24 protein-coding genes are annotated in these 25,901 nt (G+C 35.3%); 16 read left to right on the top strand and 8 right to left on the bottom strand.

Annotated elements, in window-relative coordinates; genetic code table 11:
• Window positions 1-4 precede the first annotated feature (4 nt).
• The 5 genes from IPH52_24285 to IPH52_24265 form a co-directional block, all read right to left on the bottom strand.
• Window positions 5-2,557: an HD domain-containing protein gene (locus tag IPH52_24285; protein MBK7058111.1), complete on the bottom strand. Its 2,553-nt coding sequence runs from the start codon at window positions 2,555-2,557 to the stop codon at window positions 5-7.
• Window positions 2,558-2,689: 132 nt separating this feature from the next.
• Window positions 2,690-3,742 carry a hypothetical protein gene (locus tag IPH52_24280; protein ID MBK7058110.1) on the bottom strand — a complete coding sequence of 351 codons (1,053 nt, stop codon included), beginning with the start codon at window positions 3,740-3,742 and terminating at the stop codon, window positions 2,690-2,692.
• Window positions 3,743-3,797: 55 nt separating this feature from the next.
• Window positions 3,798-4,403: a hypothetical protein gene (locus IPH52_24275; protein ID MBK7058109.1), complete on the bottom strand. Its 606-nt coding sequence runs from the start codon at window positions 4,401-4,403 to the stop codon at window positions 3,798-3,800.
• A 28-nt stretch (window positions 4,404-4,431) separates the two neighbouring features.
• Complete coding sequence (locus tag IPH52_24270; protein ID MBK7058108.1) at window positions 4,432-5,202, bottom strand: SPOR domain-containing protein; 771 nt, start codon at window positions 5,200-5,202, stop codon at window positions 4,432-4,434.
• A 16-nt stretch (window positions 5,203-5,218) separates the two neighbouring features.
• On the bottom strand, window positions 5,219-5,920 hold the full coding sequence (locus IPH52_24265) for a dephospho-CoA kinase (GenBank protein ID MBK7058107.1): 702 nt from the start codon (window positions 5,918-5,920) through the stop codon (window positions 5,219-5,221).
• Between the two features lie 111 nt (window positions 5,921-6,031).
• On the opposite strand from IPH52_24265, the gene eno reads away from it, so the two are divergent.
• Genes eno through IPH52_24235 form a run of 6 tightly spaced genes read left to right on the top strand, consistent with a single transcriptional unit; the run spans window position 6,032 to window position 10,384 of the window.
• The gene (gene eno / locus IPH52_24260) at window positions 6,032-7,339 is read left to right on the top strand and encodes a phosphopyruvate hydratase (protein ID MBK7058106.1); all 1,308 of its coding nucleotides are present in this window, start codon (window positions 6,032-6,034) and stop codon (window positions 7,337-7,339) included.
• The gene (locus tag IPH52_24255; GenBank protein MBK7058105.1) at window positions 7,329-7,772 is read left to right on the top strand and encodes a septum formation initiator family protein; all 444 of its coding nucleotides are present in this window, start codon (window positions 7,329-7,331) and stop codon (window positions 7,770-7,772) included. The genes eno and IPH52_24255 overlap by 11 nt, the downstream gene beginning before the upstream one ends.
• A gap of 15 nt (window positions 7,773-7,787) precedes the next feature.
• Complete coding sequence (locus tag IPH52_24250; protein ID MBK7058104.1) at window positions 7,788-8,426, top strand: ATP-dependent Clp protease proteolytic subunit; 639 nt, start codon at window positions 7,788-7,790, stop codon at window positions 8,424-8,426.
• Entirely contained in the window at window positions 8,416-8,754 is a 339-nt protein-coding gene (locus IPH52_24245) for a hypothetical protein (GenBank protein ID MBK7058103.1), read from the top strand. The genes IPH52_24250 and IPH52_24245 overlap by 11 nt, the downstream gene beginning before the upstream one ends.
• The gene (locus tag IPH52_24240; GenBank protein ID MBK7058102.1) at window positions 8,733-9,746 is read left to right on the top strand and encodes an alpha/beta fold hydrolase; all 1,014 of its coding nucleotides are present in this window, start codon (window positions 8,733-8,735) and stop codon (window positions 9,744-9,746) included. The genes IPH52_24245 and IPH52_24240 overlap by 22 nt, the downstream gene beginning before the upstream one ends.
• Window positions 9,747-9,796: 50 nt before the next feature.
• Window positions 9,797-10,384, top strand: coding sequence for a hypothetical protein (locus IPH52_24235; protein MBK7058101.1), 588 nt, complete (start codon window positions 9,797-9,799; stop codon window positions 10,382-10,384).
• 274 nt (window positions 10,385-10,658) lie between these two features.
• Here IPH52_24235 and ychF read toward each other — a convergent pair whose 3' ends face one another.
• Both ychF and IPH52_24225 read right to left on the bottom strand, forming a co-directional pair.
• Window positions 10,659-11,753, bottom strand: coding sequence for a redox-regulated ATPase YchF (gene ychF / locus IPH52_24230; GenBank protein MBK7058100.1), 1,095 nt, complete (start codon window positions 11,751-11,753; stop codon window positions 10,659-10,661).
• 121 nt (window positions 11,754-11,874) lie between these two features.
• Window positions 11,875-15,249 carry an efflux RND transporter permease subunit gene (locus IPH52_24225; GenBank protein ID MBK7058099.1) on the bottom strand — a complete coding sequence of 1,125 codons (3,375 nt, stop codon included), beginning with the start codon at window positions 15,247-15,249 and terminating at the stop codon, window positions 11,875-11,877.
• Between the two features lie 596 nt (window positions 15,250-15,845).
• On the opposite strand from IPH52_24225, the gene IPH52_24220 reads away from it, so the two are divergent.
• The 10 genes from IPH52_24220 to IPH52_24175 all read left to right on the top strand — a co-directional run bounded on the left by IPH52_24220 (window position 15,846) and on the right by IPH52_24175 (window position 24,237).
• Window positions 15,846-16,085, top strand: a complete 240-nt coding sequence (locus IPH52_24220) for a hypothetical protein (GenBank protein ID MBK7058098.1) — start codon at window positions 15,846-15,848, stop codon at window positions 16,083-16,085.
• A 91-nt stretch (window positions 16,086-16,176) separates the two neighbouring features.
• On the top strand, window positions 16,177-16,968 hold the full coding sequence (locus IPH52_24215) for a hypothetical protein (protein MBK7058097.1): 792 nt from the start codon (window positions 16,177-16,179) through the stop codon (window positions 16,966-16,968).
• On the top strand, window positions 16,968-17,690 hold the full coding sequence (gene rsmI / locus IPH52_24210) for a 16S rRNA (cytidine(1402)-2'-O)-methyltransferase (GenBank protein ID MBK7058096.1): 723 nt from the start codon (window positions 16,968-16,970) through the stop codon (window positions 17,688-17,690). Before IPH52_24215 ends, rsmI begins: the two co-directional genes overlap by 1 nt.
• A 6-nt stretch (window positions 17,691-17,696) precedes the next feature.
• Entirely contained in the window at window positions 17,697-17,993 is a 297-nt protein-coding gene (locus tag IPH52_24205) for a flagellar biosynthesis anti-sigma factor FlgM (protein MBK7058095.1), read from the top strand.
• An 11-nt stretch (window positions 17,994-18,004) separates the two neighbouring features.
• The gene (locus IPH52_24200; protein MBK7058094.1) at window positions 18,005-19,171 is read left to right on the top strand and encodes an iron-containing alcohol dehydrogenase; all 1,167 of its coding nucleotides are present in this window, start codon (window positions 18,005-18,007) and stop codon (window positions 19,169-19,171) included.
• Window positions 19,172-19,244: 73 nt separating this feature from the next.
• A complete protein-coding gene (locus IPH52_24195) occupies window positions 19,245-19,565 on the top strand; it encodes a polymer-forming cytoskeletal protein (GenBank protein ID MBK7058093.1) in 321 nt (106 codons plus the stop codon).
• A 7-nt stretch (window positions 19,566-19,572) separates the two neighbouring features.
• The gene (recJ, locus tag IPH52_24190; GenBank protein ID MBK7058092.1) at window positions 19,573-21,387 is read left to right on the top strand and encodes a single-stranded-DNA-specific exonuclease RecJ; all 1,815 of its coding nucleotides are present in this window, start codon (window positions 19,573-19,575) and stop codon (window positions 21,385-21,387) included.
• Window positions 21,384-22,322, top strand: a complete 939-nt coding sequence (locus IPH52_24185; protein ID MBK7058091.1) for a histone deacetylase — start codon at window positions 21,384-21,386, stop codon at window positions 22,320-22,322. Before recJ ends, IPH52_24185 begins: the two co-directional genes overlap by 4 nt.
• Window position 22,323: 1 nt before the next feature.
• Window positions 22,324-23,136, top strand: coding sequence for a hypothetical protein (locus IPH52_24180; GenBank protein MBK7058090.1), 813 nt, complete (start codon window positions 22,324-22,326; stop codon window positions 23,134-23,136).
• A gap of 3 nt (window positions 23,137-23,139) precedes the next feature.
• A complete protein-coding gene (locus IPH52_24175; protein MBK7058089.1) occupies window positions 23,140-24,237 on the top strand; it encodes a fused response regulator/phosphatase in 1,098 nt (365 codons plus the stop codon).
• Here the strand turns inward: IPH52_24175 and IPH52_24170 are convergent.
• Window positions 24,214-25,863, bottom strand: a complete 1,650-nt coding sequence (locus tag IPH52_24170; protein ID MBK7058088.1) for a hypothetical protein — start codon at window positions 25,861-25,863, stop codon at window positions 24,214-24,216. The two genes, IPH52_24175 and IPH52_24170, sit on opposite strands and share 24 nt — an antisense overlap.
• Window positions 25,864-25,901: the final 38 nt, after the last annotated feature.

Raw genomic sequence — 25,901 nt, 5'->3', positions numbered from 1 at the left:
AGTTTTATAGAATTTCTATGAACATGTTTTTTTCAATGGACCTGCAATTACACAAGACTCCTTGAATCTGAGTAATCTTCCATGCTGCTAAAAAGGAATCCTTAGCGTCTAACGTTTCAAAACAGACAATGAAATCATCCCCGAAGACTCTAAACAATTGCTCTTCTTTCGTAATTTTTATCAAGACTTGCGCCAACTCTTGAATGATTTCATTTCCTTTATTCCACCCAAAATGCGAATTGTAATCTGTCATTCCGCGAAGTTCAATCATTAAAAAATAATTATAATGCATTCCTGGAATTAAATCATTAATGACTCGCCACAAATAAGTCGCATTATATATATTTGTTAATTGGTCTTTGAAAAAATAAGAAAACCTTTCTTTTTCAATTTGCGTAAATGGCATTTGAGATGTTTCGGATTCTATTATTTGTAAATTTTTCACCATTCTTACTGTGGCATCTACGACTTCTGGGTGATACCATATACCACGATATTTTATCAACTCTGCCAATGCTTCTTCAAATGTCTTTCTAGGTTGATAAATTCGATTCGTAGTCATAGCATCAAACGAATCAGCAACAATCATTATTTGCGATAGAAAAGGAATTTCAGAGCCTTTCTTTCCCAAAGGATACCCAGTTCCATTATATTTCTCATGATGATTTAGAACGATATGCGCGATAGGCTTATAATAATCTATCTTGTCTAGAATCTGGTGTCCCACTATTACATGTTGCTTAATCAATTCGTATTCTTTATAAGATAGTTTTCCCGGTTTCAGTAAAATTGTATCTGGAATAATTAATTTTCCAATATCATGAAGAATGGCGGCTTCTCTAAGTCGATTAATATCTTCCTTATTGATCTTTAATTCTTTACCTATCGCTAGTGAATAACTTGCAACTCTGCGAGTATGATTTCCAGTATAAGCATCGCGCATTTCAATTACACTAACTAACATTTCTACTAATTCTTCAAAATGTTTTGCACGCTCTTCTTCTATATGAAGTATATGCTGCTTATGGTGCTCTAATTCCTTATTCGATTCAAAAATTTCATGCAATCTATATAACCGTGGAATTAAATGAATATAAAATTCTTTTTCAGATATATCCCAAGAAATTGATTTCTTGGTTACAATTTGATTGTATTTTTCAAATGATTTTCTCGGTGAAATTACTCCCTGTTGATTTAAAATCGCTTTTTGATTTGGATTTCCTCCCCAAGAAATGGTCTGCGTTTTTTCATTCCGTCTCCATATCCAATAACTACTCGGCTGCGTGTCTAATTTCATTACGATAAGACCAGCGCACATCTCCAAAATAACTTCCGGCAAATTACTGTTTACCGATACCAAATTATCTGTATGGAAAATTTTATCTTGCACCAATGGTTTTAAACAATCTATCAATTGCTTTATTTCATTCTCAGGAAAAGGGAAATTATGCGCAATGATAGCATTGTTTGTGTAAACAAGAAATCCATCAGAACTAAAAATCGATTGAAGCAAATGAATTTTCTTCTGAATCAGGCTCATTAGATCAGAACTCTTTTCATGCATCAAAAGCATTTCCATTACAAGGTCAAGACGAGCAAGCAATTCACTGCTTCTTTTTTCATTTTCACTTTCTTCTCGTGCCTGAATAATTCCACCAAGTATGTTTCCAAAAATTTCAACAAGATTCAAGCGCTTTATATTCGGAGAAAATGCGGTTCGGTGATGACAGCTAATGAGTCCCCATAGTTTGCCATTTACCATGATCGAAATAGTTAAAGTTGCCCTTACTCCCATATTGTGCAAATACTCCAAATGAATAGGAGATACACTTCTAAGATAACTATGGCTCATATCCAAAGGTGCAGAAGATTCGTTAATGGATTTTAGAATTCGAACCGGCTTATAATGAATATCCACTATAGTTCGTATCATATTCGTTTTGTAAAGTTCTCTAGCTTGCGATGGAATATCACTAGCAGGGTAATGAAGATTTAGATAAGACTCCATTGCCGCTTCTCTAGATTCGGCAATTACCTCACCGTTAAACTCTTCATCAAACCTATAAATCATCACTCTATCATAGCCAGATAGTTTCCTTATTTCAATTGCGGCTACATCAAAAAGTGAATTTATTTGTTGAGTAGTTATCACTTTGCGAACAATTTCATTTAATTGGATATCCATAGAGTGGATATCTTCCTCGATATTTGAATTGGGAACGAGTTCAAGAATAATTTCGCCTATCGCATCACAAATTATAATATCGATAGGCTTTTCAAAGTATTGTTCAAGCACAGCATTAAAAAAAGTATGTCGCTTATACATTGAAAAATCTAGCTTTGTTTTAATTATCTTATAGACACTCGAAGGGATAACATCACTTATCCTTTTCCCGATCAGTTTGTCCTTTGCCTGCTCGATTAAATGCTCAAAATTCTCGCTATATCTAGTAATTATATGCGTATTCTTGTTAAAAACTAATACATATCCATGCGGCTGTATTAACTCTGGTATATGAATCTGCTCTTTCTCGCAATCTGATAAACTAATATCCACTTCCTATTACTGCCTTTTCCCTATATAAATTCGATGCTTCTCTATGGCTTTCATTCTGATAAAGTATACGATAGAAATTAAAACATAGTCAAGTCATTTATTAATTACATAAATTCATTTACACTAAGGAATTTACTTTGGATTGATTAAGTAATAGGAGTGAATCCCTGTAAATTCTGTCGGTATTTGTTTAAAAGAATCCGGGCAATTCACTGTTAGCCGTGTAGAGTAATTAACTTGAAATGGATTTGCAAAAAAAAGTTTTATAAAAAAGCGCAACACGGCTGAAATATTCGAAAGTATATTAATTTTACCAACACTATACAATCGGTCTGATTGCACAAAACAACCATTATCTCCTATGTATATTTTTTCTTTTACTGGAAGTGTATACCCTGAAAATTTATCCAATTCAGATGAAACGATTTCGGTTTTTGTAATCATTCCAGAAAGTAAGACTTCTCCTTTTTGATTTTGAATCACAAGAGTCCGAAAAAAATCTTCGCCCGATTTTTTTATTCCATGAAATCCTCCAGTATATAATTTCATTCCCTCTTTATTCACTGCGCGGAGTATTTCCCATTTGCTGCTGTATTTATAAACTTCATAATTTGTAATTAAATGCTCTAGCCCACCGACTCCCTCTAACTCTATAATTTCACCTTTATAATCAATATAGCCTGTTGTCTTCACAAATGAAAAAGGAATATCAGCCCGAACAAACTTTTCCTGCCCTTTGACAAAATGCTTTCCACCTGAAAGTGTTGCACCTAGATTATCTGATTCAAACTTTAGAAAGAGTTTCATATCATCATAAAACTGAGAAACCTCATATACACCATTGTCATATTTCAAAGTATTGTTATACATCTTGAGATTAATGCCGTTATCCACGGAAAGATCTTTTCTGCCAAATTCCTTTGTAATAAAAATGGAACCTGTCTTTTTAGATTCGATCGCAATGCTAACACCATTATTCAAATCATTCGGACCAAGATTACTAACCAAGTATGTTGCGATGATATTAAATTCTGAATTGCGAAAAAAGAAATTCCAACCTTGTAGATAACCTTCTTCCGAATGAGGCTGATAGACTATATCGGCTAACGTTACATGTCTGATAGTAAGAATAGAATCAGCACGAAGAGAGAATACAACAAGAATTAAAAACAGGATTTTTTTCATAGAAATACAGTGATAAAAAATAATTAGAAGTCAAGCAGGAAACTATATGACTCTGTTAATTAAACTGAATCACACGAATCACATCAGCATGACAATCTTCCCGTTCTATACCATTCACAGTAGACAGCTTTGAAAACCAAGTTCCATTTTCATATTGTAAATCCAACCAAAATGTATAAAGCTTTGCAATTCCATTTTGATTTGATACGTTTAAATTCAGAAATTCAGTATCTTGCAAACCTTTCAGAATAAAATTTTCAGCAGAATTGTTAGTAATTTGAACCTTCGATGGGGAAATTTGAAATGTTGTTCCATCCTTTACTTTTTTCCCTTTCTTCAATTCCCAGGATAAAACTTTTAACTGCTTAATCTCCATTATCCGCATCTTTTTATCGTATTTGATTCCATCTTTTAGATGTTGAAAGAAAATTTCATCCTTTTCATATTCTATATTTCCTGCTACTTGTCTGCCATCACAAAGTTTAACTGTAACCGAAGCAGACTTAGTATTCTTATCCTTTTTAGAATCTTTCTTGGGAGTATCAACTTTGTCTGCTAACTCTACACTTGGAGCAGTTGGTTCCTTAGGCGGTTCTACTGATAAAATAGAATTAATGCCAAGTAGAACACAACCTAACAGTACACATTTCTTAGAATTCATAATTCAAAATTTAAAAATCATAATTTTCTTATGGCTTTTTGTTTTTAACAATCATCGCAGAACCCTGAGTAGCCGCATCTAAGTTCTGAACAATTTTCTCTAAATCCTCTTTGGCAGTTGACTTACCTACTAGGACAACGAAAAAATCTCTTTGCTTTAAAACATAAGGAGCAAATTTTCCTGGGAATTTATTTTTTGTAATAACATTATCTTTAAATTTGTTAGCTTGCTCTTGGGAACTAAATGCACCTAATTGAATCGTATAGAAATTTTTTTCTTCAAGCACAATCGGAGTTTTTGCAGGAGGTAATACTTTCTTGGCAGGATAAGGATATAAGGCTTTCTTTGCAGGCAAAGCAGGATTCACCGCAACAGGAGGAGGAGTCTGTCCAGTTTTAGCAGGAAGCGGCTGAACGGGATTAACCGCTACAGGTTTTTTAGTTAAGTCTTCTTTCACTTCTTGAACCGGAGATACTGGAACGGGAATTGTTTTGGCATTGTCGGTAGAAGGTTTTAAGTCAACTACTTCGGATTCTTTTCCATCTACTTTTTCTTCCGGTGGAGCAGGAACCATATTTTCTTCTGGTGAAGATTTCAGGGGAGATTTCTCTGGAGTTTTGTTTTCTTCATGGTGTGCTTCTGTCAAATCCTTTGCAGAATTATCTTTTGCGGCTACACTCTTTTTACCCATCGCATTCCCGAGCATAAAAAAATAGGTCATGAGACCAATGAGTATTGCGACTATAAATACAATTCTTCGCACGTCTAGATTGATAGTATAAAATGTTCTTTCTTTCATTTGTTTCCTCTTACCCCTAAGGGATAATTTTTCTATTCATTATTTCATTATAAATAGCACTGCATTCTAACTCTAAATGCCTTAAATCTCTATCATTTACAATCCTAAAGTCGGAAGCTTCTAGCTTTTTCTTAATATCCATCTGGTTTGCGAGTCGGCTTCGAAATTCTTCTTCTGTAATTTCATCCCTCTTATATACACGACTCCAAGCTTGCTCGTATTCGGCAAATACGGTAAGTGTAGCATTACAGATGCTATCCCCACCGGCTTCAAAAAGAAGTGGTGCTTCCCATGCTATTATCCTTCCATTGGTTATGGATTCTATCAACGCGAGAGTTTTTTTTCGAATCAATGGATGCATTAATTCATTTAGCTTTGCGATTGCGTTTTTATCAGAGAAAACAATTTCTGCAATCTTTTTTCTATCTAAATTACCCAATTCATCTAAAACTTCATGCCCTAATAGCTCAATAATTTCATTTTTAACAGGCGAGTCACCGGAAGTAAACTGCCTCGCAATCTCGTCAGACGAAATTCGAAAAGCACCAAGAGATTCAAAAATCTTCGTTACCGTTGACTTTCCACCCCCCATTGAGCCCGTAATTCCCAAAACAAACCGTTTCATCCAATTTTTGTCTTCCAATGTATTACCTGCTCTTAGTTTCGGTCGAAATCGCTCGCCTTCGATAAAAAGTTTACGGTTTTTTGCATTTTCCATCCGTTAATAAAAGAGAAATTAATATTTTTCAAAAAAATTATTGCTAGTAAGAATTGGTATTTGAAACAATAGTTTTGTATTTTTATTTTTATCAATAAGAGGTTTTATCCCGTGAAAAATTCACCCATTATCGAATCAATCAAAGCAAGAGAAATTCTAGATTCAAGAGGTAACCCAACCATTGAAGTAGATGTTAAGTTACAAAGCGGTCATATTGGTCGCGCCGCAGTGCCATCAGGAGCATCAACAGGAGAATACGAAGCTGTAGAACTCAGAGATGGCGACAAAAAGCGTTATGGCGGAAAGGGAGTATTAAAAGCTGTGGCTAATGTAAACACCAAGCTTGCCAAATCTCTTATTGGTCTAAACGCACTAGAGCAAACATTTATAGACGAAAAAATGATCAAAGAAGATGGAACTCCTAACAAAGCAAACTTAGGGGCAAACGCGATATTAGGCGTATCTTTAGCAGTAGCTAGTGCAGCGGCAAAATACTGTAATCTTCCGCTTTACCGTTATATAGGCGGAAACTTTGCAAGAGAACTACCAGTTCCAATGATGAACATTATCAATGGTGGATCTCATGCGGATAACAACGTTGACTTCCAAGAGTTCATGATTATGCCTGTGAGTGCAACTTCTTTTAAAGAAGGACTTCGAATGGGCGCAGAAGTTTTCCATGCTTTAAAATCAGTTCTACATGGGAAAAAATTAAACACAGCAGTTGGAGACGAAGGTGGATTTGCCCCTGACCTTAAGAGTAACTCAGAGGGCTTTGAAGTAATTTTAGAAGCAATTGCTAAAGCAGGATTTAAAGCCAAGGAAGATATATTAATCGGTTTAGATGCAGCTTCTAGTGAATTCTATGATAAGAAAAAAAAGAAATATGTTTTAAAAGCAGAAAAAAATCCAGAAAAAACAAGCGAAGAATTAGTAGCTTATTATTCTGAGTTAGTTTCAAAATACCCGATTATTACCATTGAAGATGGCCTCGATCAAAACGATTGGGTTGGTTGGAAAGCGTTAACCGATAAGCTTGGTGGTAAGGTTCAACTCGTAGGTGATGATTTGTTTGTAACTAATATTCAAAAGCTACAAAAGGGGATAACAGAAGGTATCTGTAACTCTATTCTAATCAAAGTAAATCAGATTGGAACATTGACAGAAACTCTTTCTGCTATTGAAATGGCTAAACGTGCTGGTTACACTGCGGTTGTAAGTCATAGAAGTGGTGAAACCGAAGACACTACTATTTCTCATATTGCCGTTGCAACCAATTCTGGACAGATCAAAACAGGTTCCCTCTCTCGTACAGATAGAATCGCGAAATACAATGAACTGCTAAGAATTGAAGAAGATTTGGGCACAAGTGCAGTCTATAAAGGAAAGAAAACTTTTTACAATCTTGATGTTAAATAAAAATCAAATTTCAGTTTCTATCGGACTCATCTCCGTTTTTTGCATACTATACTCAGCCGTACTTGGCTCGAATGGTATATTAGAAAGGAGAACTCTCGAAAATCGTTTAAATACACTTCGAGAGGAAGTGGAACGTTTAGAAACTGAGAATATGAATTTAGAAGCTAAAAAGAAATTTCTAAGAGATGACGAAACTGCATTAGCCAGAGAAGCGAGAAAGTATTATTTGCTTTCTGAAGATTCGAAAGTAATAAAATTCAAAGAGACTATTTCTAATGAATCTAGCGATAGACTCTTTGCTTCTGGCTTACCGAGTTCTCATTTAAAAAAGAAAGACACAAAAGAACACTTGCCACCAGTCAATATGCTCAAGTTTTTTTATATCATTGGAGCCGGAGCAGTTTTAATTGGTGTTTTCATGAAATTTAAATAATAAATAGTGGTAGATATGAACTTGAATTCAACAAATTTACTCAAATCCGAAGACGAGAAAGAAACGGAAGAAAAAGCTCCGAATATACTAGAAGAACTCAAAAATGGAAATTTCATACAAAAGAAATTTCTAGAAACAAGAAAGATTTTCCTTTGGGGTCCAGTCATGGACGAATCAGCTAAAGAAATTGTCAATAAGCTAATGTATTTAGAAATGATTGATCCAGGAAAAGAAATTACATTTTATATTAATAGTCCCGGTGGCGTGATCACATCTGGAATGACGATCTATGATACAATGAAAATGATTTCCTCACCTGTTGCGACTGTATGCATGGGAATGGCAGCTTCTATGGGCTCACTCCTATTATGCGCTGGAGAGAAAGGCAGAAGGTTTATTTGGCCTAGCGGAAAAGTTATGATTCACCAACCAAGCATCGGTGGGCAAATCGTAGCTCCTGCAACAGATATAAGAATTCATGCAAATGAAATTAAAAAAACTAAAGAGTTATTAAATAGAATTTTAGCAGAAGCCTGTGGGCAACCCCTCGAAAAAATTGCTCAGGACACAGATAGAGACTATTATATGACTGCGAATGAGGCAATCGAATACGGCATAGTAGACGCTCTGGCAACTTCGATCCATGTCCAATAAGCAAGATTTAGAGACTGTATTTAGATTATATCTAGATTACACAAAGAGAGACGATGGGGAGATAATTGTTTTAATCTTAAACTATCTCTCTCATCTTTTTCATGATGAAGAAGGAACTACTGAATCGGAAGAGCCTATAGAGCTTGAAGATTTTACCCATTACGAAGTAGATGATTTTTTAAATTTTTATTTAGAAGACAATTTTGATAACTATGAAGAACTTCAAACTAGGTCTAAAATAGTGCTTAGGAGTTTTTTGAAATTCTTAAAAGAAAAAAAATACTTTAACAAAGAAGAAGCAGACGAATGGACGGAAATACTGAAGTAATTAATCTCCACCCTCCCAAGTTTTTAAATAACAATCATGTTCAAACAATATTCACTACAATATTCCCACCAAAGAATCATTTAAAAACAAAGTATGATTCAGACGTATTAATTCTTAAGACAAAAGATGATAGCGGAGATTTTTTGTGGTTAGACCATAATCCCCCTCTGTCAAAGTCGAATAAGAAGGCTATAAGTTGGAATGGGTATTATTTAGTTTTATTCCATGGAATGGAAGGAAGCTCAGATAGTCATTATATAGTATCCCTGGCGGAAGCTGCATTGCTACAGGGTTACGGGGTAATACGTGTTAACCAGAGAGGGTGTGGTCGAGGCGAAGGCTTATCCAAAAAAGGCTACAATGCAGGTATGACAAATGATGTTGCCCAAATTGAAAACTATGTATACAATAATTTTTCAAAGAAAATAATACTCTGCGGTTTTTCTCTTTCTGCCAATATTTTACTTAAATACTTTGGAGAAAAGAGAACGATTCGATCCAAATTCTTCTCTGCTGTTTCACCACCATTAGATCTAAAGAGAGCCTGTGAGCACATTGATTCTCAGGCAGGTATTTTTTATAGAAAAGTTTTCTTAGATTCTTTCAAAGATAAATTCAAGCGAGGAATTCTGTCTGCACCAAACTCAGTCAAAGAGCATGCCTATAAAGCTAGGACAATGTTTGACTTTGATGATATGGTAACAGCTCCCTTATTCGGCTACAAAGGGGCACTTGATTACTATCGTAATAACTCAAGCATTCATTACATCCATAAAATTAAAGCAAAGGGAATTGTCATTCATGCCAAAGATGACCCTCTTATTCCTCCAGATACTTTCCGTAGTATTCATTGGAAAAAAATTCAAAGCCTTACTCCTATTTTGACAGAAACTGGGGGACATGTTGGATTCATTACTCGGAAAACAGAGGAAATTCCTGATGGAAAGTGGCTTAACTTTATACTTTTGCAATTTTTTAAAAAATTAATTTAGTTTTGTCAAAAAATTATTGATAAATTTTAACCACATGGAAATATATTTCCATGAAGATTCAAAATAAATTATTTCTAGTTTTTTTTAATACAAAAGAAAATAGAAAATGGGATAGTTGGAAGAAGTTTGCTGCAAAGAACAACTACTCTTTCTCCACTCTTTCAGATCCATTAGATCGCCCAGTCATTCGTGGACATTTAAATGGAAAACCTATTTCAGTAGAAGCTGTTTACGAAGCAAATCCACAAACGGGAATGTATCTTCAAATAAAAGCACCAGTTCACAATCCAAGGGATTTCTATTTTCTCGTTCAGGATAAGAAAGCTTACAAATCAACAAGTGGAATTTTTGATAAATCTATCCACGGCATTTGTGAAAATTTGGATTTAGAGGAAAAATTTTACTTAAAAAGCAATTCAGAAAGACTATCTGCCCAAATTCTAAATAGAGAGAGTCTTTCCTGTAATTTATTATCACAGAACAATTTTGCAATCGAGTTAATTGATTACGAACTAATACTCACAAGTTATCATACTGTAGAAATAAATAAAGAATTTATTGAGTTACTAAAACTATTCTATTCATTCTTACTTGCATTCGAAGAAATTTCTTTAGACGCAATCATGAATAGAGAATAAAAAAAGGAAAATACAATGGACATTCATATACTAGCAATCTTAATCGCACCCTTCAGACCAGATCCCAATAGAAAAATGGCTTTAGTTTAAACATTTACATTGTTAAACACAGTTCTGCAAAACTTCGATGCCTATTCATTCAGGAATTACTCAGATTGGCTTTGGGTTTCTTAATCCAGTAAATCTTGTTAATCCTGTCTAAAAAACTTTTCTTTAACGAAAACCAATCTGGCTTGATTGTAGAGGCTAATGAACAGAAACCCCTAAAGACACATTACGCATTAATTCTAAAATAAATCACATCCCCATCTTGGACAATATAGTCTTTACCTTCTAGTCTTAGTTTACCTTCTTCTTTTACTTTCACGGGCGAACCAAGACGGTCTACATCTTCGAAGGTCATTACCTCTGCTCGAATAAAGCCTTTTTCAAAATCGGAATGAATTACGGAAGCCGCTTTAGGACCAGTGCTTCCAACGAGTGTAGTCCATGCTCTTACTTCTTGTTCACCGGCAGTAAGAAAGGTAACAAGATTTAAAAGCTTATAAGCCGAGCGAATCATTCGGTTTAATCCACTTTCCGTTTCTCCAATGTCTTTTAGAAATTCTATTTGCTCTTCAGGAGCAAGACCGGAAATTTCTTCTTCAATTTTCCCACAGAGAACAACGACCTCTGCATCTTCTTCCTTTGCCATCGCATAAATTTTGTCTAAAAGAGGATTGCTTGTATTTTTTATTTCAGAATCAAGAACGTTAGCGCAATATAAAACAGGTTTTAATGTAATCAAGTTAAACTTAAGCGCAATTTTTTTTTCATCCGCATTCAAATCAAGAAGTCGAGCACATTTTCCTTCCTTGAGGATATTGATGATTTTCTCCATCACCAGTGTAGATTCGGCAGCTTCTTTGCTTGTCTTTCCAAGTTTTTGTAATTTTGGAAATTGTTTTTCTAAACTTTCCAAATCAGAAAGTATTAATTCATAATTTACAATGCTCACGTCTTCCGTTGGATCCACTTTCCCATGCACATGCGTGATATTTGCATCTTCAAAGGCTCGCACAACATGGCAAATAGCATCCACTTCTCTTATATGAGATAGAAATTTATTTCCAAGTCCCTCTCCAGTGCTTGCCCCTTTCACTAATCCGGCAATGTCTACAAATTCCATGACAGTTGGAATAATTTTCTTAGGCTTATAAATCTCTGCCAAACGATTGAGTCTTCTATCTGGAACTTCAACAATTCCTTTATTAGGCTCTATTGTGCAGAACGGATAATTTGCCATTTGCGCTCCTGCTTTTGTAAGCGCATTAAAAATAGTCGACTTTCCAACATTTGGAAGTCCCACAATACCACAATTTAAACTCATTTCTTTTCCTTCTTTATTATTACAAGTTTGTTCGAACGATTAATCTTAATTATACAAAGATCACTCATAGAAAATTTAAATACAAGTCAGATTAAACTTTTCCATTTATTTTCAATTCTTTCTACACAGCCATAGTCTGTTTCTTTCTAATTTTATTCGCCTTTAAGACAAACCAAATCTGAATGTCCATTGTGATTTTATACAATACAGGAACAATGATTAGTGTTAAGAGTGTTGCAAATGCTAACCCCCAACCTATCGCGAGTGCCATTGGCATTAAAAATGGGTCAGCCCCACCTATTCCATAAGCTGTTGGTAAAATACCTAATACAGTTGTTACCGTCGTAAGGATAACAGGTCGTAAACGCACACACCCTGTTTCCAAAAGCAATTCATACGATGTCATATCTGGTCTTTGTATTCTCAATTGATTGGCAAAATCTACGAGCACAATCGAATCATTGACAACGATACCAGCCAGACCCACAATTCCAATAAAACTTAAGAAACTAAAATATTGTCCATGTGTGACAAATGCTAGAATGACTCCAATAAAAGAAAATGGAATTGCAGCAGCCACAATCAAAGGCTGAATAAAAGATCTAAACAGGGAAACCAGAATGATGAAAATTATAAAGAAAGCAATTAAAAAAGATCTTCCGAGACTTGCGAGAGATTCTTCGGTATCTTTATTTTCTCCACCGTATCGAATTCGATATCCTGGATATTTATCAATAACCTTAGCTGCATCGACTATTTTTTTAATTTCTTGGTTTGCTTTCATCGATGTAGTTTTTGTTTCATCCAAATTGGCAGTAGCAGTTAATAACCTTTTGCCGTCTAAGTGGTTAATGGAAGCTATACCTGGCAACTTCTGGTATTTTGTCATTCTAGAAATTGGAATTAGATTGCCCATATTATTGTTCACAAATATTTTATCCAGAGAGCGAATAGAAGTTCTAAAATTTTCTGGGAAGCGAACTCTTACATCCACTTCTTCTTCGGCGCGCTTAATCGTAGTAGCCACTGTTCCCTGATAAGCAGTGTTTACAGCAAGTGCGATTTGTTGAACTGATACACCTGCTTGAGCGGCTAACGCTTCATCTATCGTCAAACGAATTTCATCCTTTCCGTCATTGAAATCGTCTCCTATATCAATAACGCCCTCCACTTGTCCCATAATATCTTTGAACTCTTGTGCAATTTTTTTCAGTGTTATAAAATCATCACCTCTAATTTCTATGGCAACTGGTTTGCCAACGGGTGGACCTCCTTGTATTGCTTCCAAATCTAGAGATACTAATTTTCCTTTTAGATCTTTGAACTCTTCTGGAATCTCTATTTGAACATTTTCCAATTCAGAAACTTTGTGCTTGGCTTTATCCTGATTGAGTCTAGCGGCTTCTTTCTGTTTGGCGATAGCTAAGGCTTTTTCATTCATTAGCCATTCAGTCCTTTTGCGCACATAATTGATAATCTGATCGGTTGTCCGTTTTCTTTCTGCGTCAGGAGTAAGATATACGACTACTTGTGCAAAATTTTTCCCTCGCTTTGTAAACGGATCATTCACATCCTTTTGAATAATTCCAATTCGTGTAACATAATTTTCTACTTCACCTGTATGAAATTTTTCACTCACACCAATTCCTATCGAATGAAAGAAAAAATGTATTCGATTCAAAAATCCAGATAGCGGTTTTTCCTGATAAGGCGTTAATAGAGCAATCTCTCTTTCCACTGCGCGTCCAAACTTTTCTGTTTCTTCTAGAGTAAGACCGGTCTCTGCACTAATCTTAATGATAAACACTTCTATACCACCAGGAAATAATTTGAATTTGCCGAACTTTGCATTTAGAGCAATAGCCCCAGCAAATGTAATTAAAAGGATTAAAATAGTAGTCTTAGAATGATGGAGTGCCCATGATAGGGAAGGACGATAAAATCTTTCTCTCACTTTTATAAACCAGTGTCCTTCTTCCTTAATCTCTCCCTTTTTAATTCCACGTTTATTTGCATCGTAAATATGTGACGGCAAAATGAAAAAAGCCTCAAATAAAGAAGACGAAAGTGCAATAATTACTACCATTGGAATTGAATAAATAAACTTACCAAAAATTCCAGTCACAAATAACATAGGACCAAATGCTGCGATTGTAGTAGTAATCGTTGCTGTTACTGGTGCGATTACTTCGATGGTTCCCCTTATGCAAGCTTCATACGGCTCAATTCCTTCTTCTAAGTATCGATAAATATTTTCACTAATTACAATGGCATCATCTACTAGCATACCGACTACAATGATGAGTCCTAACATCGAAATCAAATTTAGAGTCATACCCATATAGTCGAGGATAATGAATGTTAATGCCATGGCAAGAGGCAGACCGAGAGCAACCATGATTGCAACTCTCCATCCTAAAAAGAAAAACAAGGAAATGACAACAAGGGTAAATCCCTGTAAGCCGTTCGAAACAAGAACATCCAAACGACGACGGATGTATTTTGATAAATCATTTACGTAAGAGAGTGTAATAAAATCTTTTTGATTGGCTCCATAATCACTGACAACCTTCTTAACTTTATCAACTAACTTAATTGCATCCCCACGCTCTTTTTTTACAACAACGAGAACGATAGAATAAAGCCCATTCACTTTTTCAATATATTGTTTGTCTTCAAAGTCTTCTTTTACTTTTGCGACATCCTTTAATACAATAGATCTTCCTGCATCATTCGAGCGAATAAAAACTTTTTCAATTTCGCTTTCTGTATCAAATTCGCCAACAGTTCTTACGATCGCTTCCTTTCCTGAATCTGCAATTGTTCCACCTGGAAAGTTTATATTTTTTCCTTTGAGAGCCATGATAATTTGATTCGTGCTTAGCGAAACACGATCGAGCGCAAAAGGGTCAATATCCACATGCATCTCTGCCTCGCGATAGCCACGACGAACAACACGCCCTACTTCGGAAACATCTAGCAATAAATCCTCTAGCTGTTTTGCTTTTAGCTTAAATTCTTTCTCGGTTAATACCGGTTTGCCGTTCGAATCCGCTTTTACGCCTACATTAATTTCAATGACCGGACTACGGCTAGAAGTGATTTCTTGCACGATCGGTTTTTTAGAATCTTCAGGCAAGTCCTCAGTTCGATCAACTGCTGACTTGATGTCATCCACAACTTTTTGCGTATCTTTTACATTTGGATCAATTGTGATGACGATTCCAGAACGATTTTCGATTGATGCAGAGCGGTATTCCTTTATACCATCGACTGATTTAATACTATCTTCAATTGGCTTGGTGACGAGCTTCTCTACCTCAGAAGGAGAGGCTCCGGGATAAATGGTAGTAACCGTTACAATGTCAAAATTGATATTTGGGAATGCCTCCCGATTCATAGTGAAAGCCTTAAATCCTCCAACAAGAATTATCAGCGCCGTCAATAGATTTAATAAAAGACTTTTGGATAAAAAATATTCGATAACCTTACGCATGAGTCACCTCGAAGTCAGTCTGGTAAAAAACCTAGAATTGTCAATATAGTAATCGCTACTAGCAAGCTTTGGTTGCTACGAAATCTCCTGATCATCTTTGCGAGAGGGAGATTTCGTCGGGTTATCAGAAACGTTCAAATTAAAAATTACCCATTATCCTCCTAACTTTTTAGATAATTCCTCTCGCTCAACTTCCAATTGTTTCATTTGCGCTTTTGTTCCTTCAAGAATTTTTTCGAATTGTCCATCTTTATCGACTTCCCCATCTTCCTTTTGCGCCTCCATTAAATACTCAATAATCTGCATACGATCTTCTACCACTTTTTTCTGATGCGAAAAATGAGTATCCAAATCATCTCTTGTAAATGTTCCACTACTGACTGCGGCCTGCGCTTTATTCCATTTTTCTGCTAATTGAGCTTGTTTGGCTTGATCTTCTTTCGTAGCTCGTCTGGGAATTAAATCATTGTCTGCAAATAATTTGCGAAGTTCATCAAACTGTTGCATTGCATCTTCTTCCCACGGTTTACCAGTTTGCGGGTTAATAGGAATATCTCCCTGCTGCCCTTCAGGCGAATTAGTTTCTTCTTCTACAAATTGCGGAAGACCACTTTTCCCAAAATCACTCTCAAAAACTGAACTATTATTATTCCTACGCCCCCTTTTCTTTTCAAAACTTGCATCATCTCCATTTCCACTGCCTCCGCCAAGCAACAAACTCAGCTTTTTGGACTCAACGCGCTTTTTCTTTTTCTCGCCAGAAAAAAAAGCAAAATACCCAATTACAAGAAAAACCAATATTACAATTCCAAGAACGCCTTTATTATTTGTCATAGGAATAATCTTAGATAGTAGTGAGGAATTGAAAACAAAAAAACAAGTTTTTTTGTTTGGCATATCTATTGATTTTGAAAAGCTGATGAAACGATGAATTTCGAATTAAAAAAATTTGCACAGCAATCCGTTGCTAGCTTTTTCCTTCTCCTGTTTTCAGCTTCCTGTGGAACAAATACTGATACGCCGGTTGTCTTAGCTCCGCTCATTTTCCTTACAAATCCAATCAACGTTCCTCAACTTGTTGGAATTATACCGACCGAAGAAATTCCGACTACAGGAACGGGAGTTGGAGATTTGATAGGATACGTAAATCCAAATCGCCCTGAGTTCATCGTAAAATACTTCGTCACAAATACCGAACAGCAATTTATTGGGTATAATTTAACTATCACCTCACAAAATCCTACGCTAATTGAAACGCAGGCTGGAATGGCTGGGAGCGTTTACACGGAAAATGGGGTTCAACCTTCTTTTCCACACTTAGCTCTCGAAAACTCCACGGCTAAAGATAATATGAAAAGACGCAAAATTTCTTGGCGGGTTCCACCTCCTGGAGTTGTCTATTTCCAAAGATGCGAAATGTATAACTTCACACTACGCGCAGTTTTAAGCAATGTTCCTCAAACTTCAAATCCGTCTGTATCAGTTTCTTCCTGTGCTAGCACTGATCCAAGTAAATGTCCGGTGGGAAGCAGTTGCAATCCATCTGCTTGCTCCGATTCTTCTTGTAGCATTTCAACAAGAGCAACTTGTCCCGTTGGAACTCTCTGTAACCCATGCACGGTCAAAGATTCTGGTGGAAAACCTAGAGCTGGATGCGAGTGTAAAGATGGTGAATCAACAAATCTAAGTGCAAGCACTGTAATATCGTGTAATCGCTAATGCAAACAGGCTCTCTTTACCTCGTTGCAACTCCGATTGGAAATTTAGAAGACATTACCTTGCGTGCAATCCGCATTTTAAAAGAAGTGGATCAAATTCTCTGCGAAAATTCGAAAAACTCATATAAACTGCTACAAAACTACGAAATCAAAACTCCTTCAAAGACTCTTTTTTCCGGACAAGCAAACTCATTCAAGTGGATTGTAGATGAAATGAAATCAGGCAAAAGCTTTGCCTATATTTCAGATGCTGGAACTCCTGGAATTTCCGATCCCGGTGCAGGTCTTGTGAGGTCCGTAAGAAAAGAAGGATTAGCAATCATTCCGATACCCGGATCAAGTGCACTTGGTGCCATTTTATCAGTCTCGGGATTTCAGACCAATCCTACTTTCTTCTTGGGCTTTCTTTCAGAAAAGCCTGTTAGAAAAAAGGCAGAGCTAGAAGAGTTTGTAAACAAAGAAGGCTTAATTGTCTTCTACGAATCAGTCTACAAAATTAAAACTTCGCTCGCTATTGTAAAAGAGCTCTTCCCGGGAACAGAAGTTTTAGTAGGAAGGGAACTAACAAAGGCTCATGAAGAAATAAAACTTTACAAGACAGAAGAAATAAACCCAGAAAGCATCTATCCAAAGGGGGAATTCGTAGTATTAATCAATAACTACGTAAAAAAAATAGCTAAAGAGAAAAGCTCCTCTACCGATATGATATACAGAGAGAGGTAGCAAATTATGTTCATAGATAAGGTAAAAAATATTGGATCGGCTTTCGAGCCTAAGAAATCTGCTCCTGTCAAAAAAAGTTCTGAATTGCTTTCGAATGATAATGTTCACATTTCTGATGCAGCTAAACTAAAAGCTGACATTAAAGCAATAACATCGCATACCCTATCCTTACAGACTGGTATGGATGTAAGTAGATTAAACGATATTAAGTCAAAATTGGCTGATGGTTACTACGATAACCTAGGTGCCGAAGTCATAGAAAAAACTGCTGAAAAAATTGCAGATTCTTTCCTTGGTAATTAATTCAGATATAAATGCCAGTTTTACAAGATTGGGTTAATTTTCACTTTCCGTGTAAATTGCATATTGAGGTTGATTGTGCTTCCAAGGCAGGGAACTTCATAAAGCATGTAGGTAGCAGGTTTCTTCTAATTACAACGCAACGCGAGCTACAAAACCCGAATGAACTGTATGCTCTTAAATCGAGCATAGAGAGGGAAACAGAAGGTCTGATTATTTATGATGACATTGAAAATGTTGGAACTTTTAAAGAATTAGACACTGCGGCTCACTTTGCCCGACAATCTCAAGTCAATTGTATCATAGCCTACGGATCGTTTGAATCTGTAAATATTGCGAAAGTTGTTTCAATTCTTGCTGCTAATGATTTATTTACCGAGGAATTGATTTTACAGACCAAAAAGGCAACCCGAAAGCCCTTGCCATTAGTGATTATCCCTACTATGCCACTCATGGGAATTGAATGTGCCCCTTTTTGCACAATACTAGACGAAAGAGAGAATGAGCGAAAATACTTTGCCAGCTCAGATTTGTTCCCAGAGTTAATTGTTGCAGATGCAAAAATTGGTTTGCATATGACCTCTTCTGATATAGCCAAAACTGGAACATCTATATTAGCAGCTGCCATTGATACAATTTTATCTAAGTATGCTAACGAAATTACTAATTCATCGTCCCTGCGAGCAATTGAATTAGTATCTAAAAACATTATTACTTCTATTCGAGATCCGAAGAATATTCCCGCAAAGAATGCTTTGTATGCCGCAAGTTTGCTAACTGGAATTAGTCAATCCGTAAGTTCTCTTGGACTATGCTTTGCAATTTCTCTTGCGACAATGAGTCTTACAAAATTGGATATTTTTCAAGCTATGTCAATTCTATTGCCACACATTATGGAATACAATCTTACAACTTCAGCAAATAAATATGTCATGATTGCTCGAGCACTCGATGAGGACACAAGCGATATTTCAGTTATTGAGGCTGCGATTAAAGCAGTCGAGGGTATTCGTAAGATATACATCGAATTAAAAATTCCTCAAAGACTATCAGAATACGAAGTTAAGAAGAATGAGCTTCCTAAAATTGCCTCACTAGCCTTTTCAATGTCTTTTCTTGATTGTCTTCCGAGAGAATTGCCTAAAAATGAAATCGAAACGATTCTTGTTGCGGCATATTGATTTTTTTCTTGCATCGAATGACCTATCGTAGTTGTCTGTAATGAAACTAGAATAATAAAAAAGGCGGAGTTGCATGAGCGAAGAAAAAGCAGATACAATCATTGGGGAAGATATTATTTTCAAAGGAACTCTTCGTTTTAACAATTCTCTTCGTTTGAAAGGGCAGATGAAAGGAACTATTGAATCAAACGGCAATCTAATCGTGGATGAAACTGGACAAGTAGATGCAGATATTATAGTTAGCTCTTTAGCCGTAAATGGATCTCTGCGGGGAAACGTTGAAGCAAGAGAAAAGATCGAAGTAGGAAAAACTGGATCCATTGTCGGCGATATAAAAACTCCCCTTTTAAGCATCGAATCAGGAGCAAAATTGTCCGGCAATTGCATTATGTAGTAACGCAATGTCAGATAAATTTTTACACGGTATTAATTTTTCTAGCGTAAAGGATTCAGAACACAAAAATCTAACTCCATTTCAATCTTACCTTATGAGCCGTATATTGCCAGACAAAGCAGACTGGGATATATTTCTGAATCCGGATTTAAAAAATCTCCCATCGCCTTTCCTTTTACCTGATTTAACGGAATCAATTCAAACTATAAAGAGGCATATCAAAAAGAAGAGCCATATTTTATTGTTCGGTGATCGTGATACGGATGGGATTTCCTCAACGACCTTACTTGGAATGTTTTTTCGTGAATCACATGAGGCAAACGGTGGTTTGCTGACAATTCAAACATCATCAGCAAATGACGATTACGGTTTGTGTCCAAGTGTAGTCAATTTTATCAGATCTAAGAAACCCGATTTATTGATAACTCTTGATTTCGGAACATCCAATTATGATGAAATAAATGATTTGGTCGCGCAGGGCATAGAAATAATTGTTCTCGATCACCATGAAATTCCAGTAAAAATTCCAAAGTGTAAATTAATAAATCCGAAGCGGGAAGATTCTATTTATCCAGAGAAAAAGATTTGCACTTCAACATTGGCCATGAAGCTAATTTTCGCTTACCATTTGGATGAAATCTTTCAATCCACAGATTCTGTTGTTACTGATTCCCTTTTTCCAAATCTTGAAGAAATTTATAGAAAAATTGACATTGTTACCTATTTAACAAAATATCCACATATCTTAGAAAAACTAAAATCTCTTCTGGATCTTTCATCTATAGGAACGATTACTGATATGATGCCGCTCTTTGGTGAAAATAGAATCATAGTCAAGCATGGTATTGAAACACTGAGTAATGTATTGGAAACAAAGCCTTCAAATCGAAAAGGTCTTTTTTCACTTATGAACTCCCTGAAATTAAATTCTAATAAAATTACATCCAAAGATTTAGGCTGGGGAATCGGTCCGGCATTAAACGCCGCTGGTCGCATGGGCAAAACAGAAATAGCCGTTGGTTTGTTACTCGCCAACAATTCGGAAAAAGCAGATATTTCTGCAAAAGATTTGCTTCAATTAAATACGGAGCGAAAAGAACGAACAAAGAGAAATCTTTACAAAGTAGAAGAATATTTTAAGCGAAAACCGCAGAGGACAGAAGAAAGAATAATTTTTTGCTATGAACCAGATATGGAACCCGGAGTTTCTGGGATTGTGGCAACTAAGTTAGTAGAGAGATATAAACGTCCTACAATATTTATCACTCCAGATCATGGACACGGCAGGGGTAGCATTCGATCTTTTGAAAATGAAAATGTTTTGGATTTACTCAATCTCGTTTCTGACTTACTAATTCACTTTGGGGGTCACAAAGAAGCAGGTGGTTTTTCAATTGAATTAAAAAATATTCCCATCTTAGAAGAACGATTAAAGACAGCCGCTTTGACATGGTTACAACAATCATCTACGTCAAGCATTGAAGAGCAAAGTAGTGTTAGCCTTCAACCTACGGAAGTCACAGAAACTTTATTCAAGGAATTACAAATACTCCAGCCCTTTGGGCAAGAGAATCCAGAGCCTAGACTTTCTATTCGAAATGCGAAAATTATTAGTTTCAAACCAATGTCGGACGGACAACATGCCCGTTTCCAAGTTCTCGGTGCATCAAATAAAATTAAATTTATTATTTGGAATCGTGCATCAGAATTTGAGTCAGCAATCGCAAGAGCGCCTTCAATTAACCTACTCGGTTTTTTAGAAGAGAATTATTACAACAATAGTGCTACCATTCAATTTGTAGTAACTGCATTTAGAATATGAACTTCCTAAACTTTTTCTTTCCTGAAAAAATTGAATACGCAGATAAGAATTTTTCTGTTGTGTATTCTTCTTACTATGATATTTATTTAGGCGACCATGTGTTTCCTGGCAATAAATTTTCAAAAATTTATGAATTGATTTGTCTGGATGAGCACTTTAGTAAAATTTCGATTCATGAGCCAGATAAAGCTACTCGTGACCACCTCGATCTTGTCCACACAGAAGAGTATTTAGAAGACTTGCTCAATCTAAAGGTAACAGAAAGAACGAAGTATTCTGAGCTCCCACTCACTGAAAGAATTGTAGAAAGTTTTCTTTACGGTGTGGGCGGAACAATATTAGCCGCAGAGCTTACTTCCAATTATCAATTTGTATTTAACTTAGGCGGTGGTCTGCACCATAGTTTCGCTGACCATGCGGAAGGCTTTTGTTATTTGAATGATGTAGCAATCGCAACTAAGCACTACTTAAAGCACAATCAGGGCAAGCAAGTATTAATCGTAGACCTGGATGTCCATCAAGGAAATGGTAATGCGAGAATTTTCGAGAACGACCCAAATGTTTTTACGTTTTCGATGCATCAAGATAATCTTTATCCAAAGAAAGAAACGTCTAATTTCGATATACCGCTAGAGGAGCATACAACTGATTCAGAATATTTGTTATTGCTTGATAAATCATTAGATTCAATAGAAAAAGCAATGAAACCAGATTTAATTTTTTACCTAGCAGGGGCGGATCCCTATGAAGGTGATCGATTAGGAAATATTAAACTTAGTTTTCAAGGTCTACGAGATAGAGATGAGCGAATCAAAGAATTTGCCAAAAAAAATAATTGCAAGGTTGTTATATTAGCAGCAGGCGGTTACGCGAAGAATTTTATGGACACAGTGAAAATCCACTACCATACAGCCCAAATTTTCGCAAGGAAATGATATGAGTATTTTTGAAGCCAGCGATAAAGATAGTAAAGAAACAGATTCAGATAAACTGACCAATTTAGACATGCTCGATTTTTCAAATGAACTGAGCACATCTTTAAACATTGAAAAATTAATTTTCGGACGATTCTCTGATGCAGAGATTTATTCAATGCTTGAAGAGGCTAAAATATTTGAAATGGTAAAAAGAAGAGGATATGAGAGTTTTAAACTGGTGACTGATCCAATTTCAGATTTAGACAATAGAATTTACATTAAGACTGAATCAAATGAGATACTAATCCACATTCGTTTAAAAGTTGCTGACTTCTTTATAAAGAGTATCCAAGAAGATAGAAAGATGGTATACATTGATTGGTTATTGACACAAAACATTCGACTGGGAAAATTAAAAAATAAAAAAATACTCTTTCAAGGACAGGAATACCCCGGGCTCAATATTTTTAAAGAACTAACTCAGTTCATTTTCCTACTCTTTTCTAAAATGAATTGCTATGGAATATTCAATATTCCTGAATACTTTCATGATGCCGTCCTATTTCAAAAGAATTTTTTATTCATTGATCCCATTAAACAGGGACATTTTAAATCTATACTAAAGAATTTCAAAGGCCGGAATTTGAGAGATTTGAGCATTTTGATTCATACAGAAAAATTGGCCTTCTCTGAAACAAAGGAAATTTATAAATGGAAGCATGGAGAAATGTTGTTTACCAATGATGAGTATTTAAAGGAGACTATTTTCGACAAAAAGTATTTTGAAAAAGTTACAGATGCCGGAGCTACCCGCTTTTTCTTAATGGAGTAAAATTTGAAAATTGAAGTATTAATTATAGACGATTCACTCGAAATTGGAGAGGCTTTGCAGCTAATAATAGAAAGCCTTGGATTTGCGAGTAAGTATTTTGATTCATCAGAAAAAGCAATTCAATATTTTCAAAATGAATTGAATCCGGTTATATTTCTTGATATTTTTTTACCCAATGATAATGGCCTCGATTTACTTCCCACTATTAAGACTATAAATCCATTTACCCAAGTTGTGATGATGAGTGGTGAAGGCGATATTGATTCAGTCGTGACAAGTTTAAAAAATAAGGCTTCAGATTTTCTATTAAAACCTTTTTCTTTTGACTCTGTAAAAGTTGCTGTAGAGAGAAGTATAGAGTATTACACGCTACTTAAAGATAATTTCAATTATCAGGAAAATTTAGAGCAGGATATGAAATTTATTTCTTCCATTCAGAAGCAAGTGATTTCTCCTAAAACAAATACGAAAGATACATATGCAGATTTTCATGCATTCTCATTTGTCTCTGGAAGTTTTTATTATACAGAAGAAATAGAAAATAAAAGCATCATCGTATTTGGTGAAATCGAAGGAAATGGTGTAACCTCTAGCTTCATTGGTTTATTAACTATTAATATGTTAAAGGATATTTTCAGAAAAGAGACATCCCCGGACAAAGTCTTGTCACTATTAAACGATGAATTGTATTTTAAAATTAATATTCATACACTAACAGCAGTTTGCCTCTTAATTGATAAAGATAAGAAACAAATTCATTATTCAAATGGTGGCAATACTGATCCAATTTTAATTTCAAATGATTATTGTTATTTAAGTTCAGAAATTTCCAATATCATTGGAGTAATGCCCGGAACCGAGTTCAAAACTCAAACCATTGACTATATAGACAACTCTATTCTCTTTCTATATAATTCAGGATTCTTGCCGTCAGAAGCTAATTCAAAAATGGATTTCGAATCATTTGTTCAGAAAATTCAAATAGCGGCTAATGCAAATAATTCCTTTGAGAGTGCAAAGAGAATAGTCGATAAGCATATCCAAGAAAGTTTAAAAACAAATCCACAGAAGAATCTTTCATTTCTCCTTCGTAATATCTAGATATTCCAAATGATAGCGCGTTAGTCTTGCATAAAAATCTTTCTGCCATTTGGTTTCAATATTTCCGATATGCTCCTTTAATTCCAATTGAAATTGTTTATTCTCATTTAAAAGACGGGCAACGTTTGATTCTGAATGTAGATTTAAACCTTGAATTTTTATCCCAGACTCAAACAAAAAGAAACTAACTTTTAAGTAAAATTTCTTAAACTCAGGCTTAACACCAACCAAAACAGTTGCTTCTTCTGAATAGGAAAATCGATCAATGATTAAAAGAGATTCCCTTAATTCAATCATCTTCTTATCGTCCGGCTTACTTAGAATAGCCGCATTTAATACAAATATAATTCCTGCAAAAAGAAAAATTGGGATAAGTTCTAGAGGAAAACTGTCTTGACTGCCTTTAAATCCAGCCTCATTTATTTCCGGGAATTCTTCTAGCATTAGTACTGTTATAAATACAATGGGACTCCAAAAAAAAGCAAGTAAATCCCAATCTGCCGGAAATCCAAGCTGCGGATAATGAACAAAGCCGTGGATTAGAAACCCAATTAAAACAAATATTAGAAATTGAAACTCTTTTCTTTTCAATATCTGAATAGATTGTTCTTTCTTAAAGAGCAATAGATAAAGCAATACAACAAAAGGTAAAAATGCAGAGCCCACAATGCAAAAAAGAATGTCCCGAAAATGGTTTATCGAAATCATTTTTGCAATTGGATAAAATTTAGGATTTGTTAAATGAGTTTGTGTAAAGTCAAATCGAATATTGGAAAAAAAAGTAAAATAGCCAAATACTGGAAGTAAAATAAGAAGCGAGAAGATTGTTGAATACAATGCATTTTGAAGAAATTTTCCTTCATCTGAAAAATGGTAACACAAGAAAATAAGGGAAAACAATAAATAGCCGCTTACTAGATGAGATAGTATCAATAAACAGGCAATAAGACAAATAGGAAGCAAGGCTTGCATATTTCTAGATTGATTTGAACGAATAGAATTTACACTATACAGAATATAAAACCAAAGGCCAGTCGTTATCATTGTATAATTTTCACTATACCCATGAAATAAATATATACCACCACAACTTAAGACAAGAAAGTATCCCGTAAAACTAACTTTGAATTTTCGAAAATAATGAACCAGAATTCCAAGAGCGCATAGTCCCGATACAGTGCTAACAATTCGATATACTTCCATCGGCGTGACAAAATGGGAAGGGAATTTGGCAAATAGAATCGAATGCACAAATGCCTCAAAGACTTCATCCATCGTAAGATGATAGCCAAACATTTTCGCTTCCAATGCAACATGCTCTAAAAGCAAAATCCCATCTCCCAAATTCAAATTTCGAACGGGAAAAAAAATCATCAGAGATACAGAAATAAAAAGAAGAATGTATGAGAATGCGATAGGAATTTTTACTCGCGATTGAAACAGATTATTTCTACTTTCATTGGCTTTTGCATAAAAGATATATGCGAGCTGTAAGCTTACACAAATCCCTGATAGAATATATAAATACGTTTTATTGAAGTAAATGAACCAAGCAGCATTCGATACATAAATGAATAGGTTAAAACTTAAAAAAACCGTCAGTAAAAATAAAAATCGTTTGTTCATGAGAAGTCCTTTATCATTGATATAAAAATGGAATTACA

The sequence above is a fragment of the Leptospiraceae bacterium genome (assembly GCA_016708435.1).
In the GTDB taxonomy this organism is placed as follows: domain Bacteria; phylum Spirochaetota; class Leptospiria; order Leptospirales; family Leptospiraceae; genus UBA2033.
The sequence above is the reverse complement of the archived record's forward strand: the minus strand, read 5'-3'. Positions and strand labels throughout refer to the sequence as shown.

Bases quoted from the DNA above. Each gene is read 5' to 3' on its own strand.
- IPH52_24225 (MBK7058099.1), bottom strand. From the start codon at position 15,249: ATGCGTAAGGTTATCGAATATTTTTTATCCAAAAGTCTTTTATTAAAT.
- IPH52_24195 (MBK7058093.1), top strand. From the start codon at position 19,245: ATGAGCGAAGAAAAAGCAGATACAATCATTGGGGAAGATATTATTTTC.
- ychF (MBK7058100.1), bottom strand. From the start codon at position 11,753: ATGAGTTTAAATTGTGGTATTGTGGGACTTCCAAATGTTGGAAAGTCG.
- IPH52_24275 (MBK7058109.1), bottom strand. From the start codon at position 4,403: ATGAATTCTAAGAAATGTGTACTGTTAGGTTGTGTTCTACTTGGCATT.
- IPH52_24240 (MBK7058102.1), top strand. From the start codon at position 8,733: ATGGACGGAAATACTGAAGTAATTAATCTCCACCCTCCCAAGTTTTTA.
- IPH52_24245 (MBK7058103.1), top strand. From the start codon at position 8,416: ATGTCCAATAAGCAAGATTTAGAGACTGTATTTAGATTATATCTAGAT.
- rsmI (MBK7058096.1), top strand. From the start codon at position 16,968: ATGCAAACAGGCTCTCTTTACCTCGTTGCAACTCCGATTGGAAATTTA.
- IPH52_24180 (MBK7058090.1), top strand. From the start codon at position 22,324: ATGAGTATTTTTGAAGCCAGCGATAAAGATAGTAAAGAAACAGATTCA.
- recJ (MBK7058092.1), top strand. From the start codon at position 19,573: ATGTCAGATAAATTTTTACACGGTATTAATTTTTCTAGCGTAAAGGAT.
- IPH52_24280 (MBK7058110.1), bottom strand. From the start codon at position 3,742: ATGAAAAAAATCCTGTTTTTAATTCTTGTTGTATTCTCTCTTCGTGCT.
- IPH52_24205 (MBK7058095.1), top strand. From the start codon at position 17,697: ATGTTCATAGATAAGGTAAAAAATATTGGATCGGCTTTCGAGCCTAAG.
- IPH52_24265 (MBK7058107.1), bottom strand. From the start codon at position 5,920: ATGGAAAATGCAAAAAACCGTAAACTTTTTATCGAAGGCGAGCGATTT.
- IPH52_24170 (MBK7058088.1), bottom strand. From the start codon at position 25,863: ATGAACAAACGATTTTTATTTTTACTGACGGTTTTTTTAAGTTTTAAC.
- IPH52_24185 (MBK7058091.1), top strand. From the start codon at position 21,384: ATGAACTTCCTAAACTTTTTCTTTCCTGAAAAAATTGAATACGCAGAT.
- IPH52_24235 (MBK7058101.1), top strand. From the start codon at position 9,797: ATGAAGATTCAAAATAAATTATTTCTAGTTTTTTTTAATACAAAAGAA.
- IPH52_24215 (MBK7058097.1), top strand. From the start codon at position 16,177: ATGAATTTCGAATTAAAAAAATTTGCACAGCAATCCGTTGCTAGCTTT.
- IPH52_24200 (MBK7058094.1), top strand. From the start codon at position 18,005: ATGCCAGTTTTACAAGATTGGGTTAATTTTCACTTTCCGTGTAAATTG.
- IPH52_24255 (MBK7058105.1), top strand. From the start codon at position 7,329: ATGTTAAATAAAAATCAAATTTCAGTTTCTATCGGACTCATCTCCGTT.
- IPH52_24250 (MBK7058104.1), top strand. From the start codon at position 7,788: ATGAACTTGAATTCAACAAATTTACTCAAATCCGAAGACGAGAAAGAA.
- IPH52_24270 (MBK7058108.1), bottom strand. From the start codon at position 5,202: ATGAAAGAAAGAACATTTTATACTATCAATCTAGACGTGCGAAGAATT.